This is a genomic window from Aminobacter sp. P4_D5 (assembly GCF_056401815.1).
Genome location: NZ_JBFUIP010000997.1, coordinates 1 through 604, shown reverse-complemented (window position 1 = coordinate 604; position 604 = coordinate 1). Strand labels below are relative to the sequence as shown.

The following is a 604-nucleotide window of genomic DNA, read 5'->3' as shown; positions in this document are numbered from 1 at the left end:
CGGAGAAGACCGCGGCCGAGGCCGTGACCGTCACGCTGCCGGACGTCCCGCTCGGCGTGAGCGAGATGTCCGGGGCGGCGAAGCGGAAGGTCGGCAGGCTGATCCAGTTCCAGTCCGCCAGCGTCCAGGCGGTGTGGCTGCTGCGCGTCAGCCGCTGCGGCGGCAGGTCCGGATGGCAGACCAGCAGCGTGTCCGCGCTCTGCGTGAAGGCCAGCTGCGGGAGGTGCCCGGCGGTCCAGGGCGCCGTTCCCTGCGCCACCAGCGCATCGCCCAGGAAGACCCGGAAGGCGCCGGCGGTGAAGACGAGGAGGTAGGTCTGCTCCGTGTTGAATTCGAAGGCGAGCAGCCGCGCTGAGCCCGGCAGGCTCGCAATGTGCCGCAGCCCCGGCCGGCGCGTCACACCCCCGGTGGGCTGGATGAAGACATTGCGGAGCCGGCGGGCGCCGTTCGCATAGGCGCGCAGGTCGCTGCGGCCGAGCAGCTCGGGCGCGAGCTCGCCCGCGGTGAAGCTCGCCTTGATCTGGCGGTAAGCGGCCATGGGCTCAGCCCCGCGCCTGGATGAGCGGGAAGCCGTCGATGGCGCGCGTGGTGGCCTGCTGGCTGT

At 72.5% G+C, this 604-nt stretch carries 1 pseudogene; it reads right to left on the bottom strand.

Going from position 1 to position 604, the window contains the following annotated elements:
* A pseudogene (locus AC1DWF_RS36295) lies at positions 1-538 on the bottom strand (hypothetical protein); the annotation flags it as partial.
* Between the last annotated feature and the right edge of the window lie 66 nt (positions 539-604).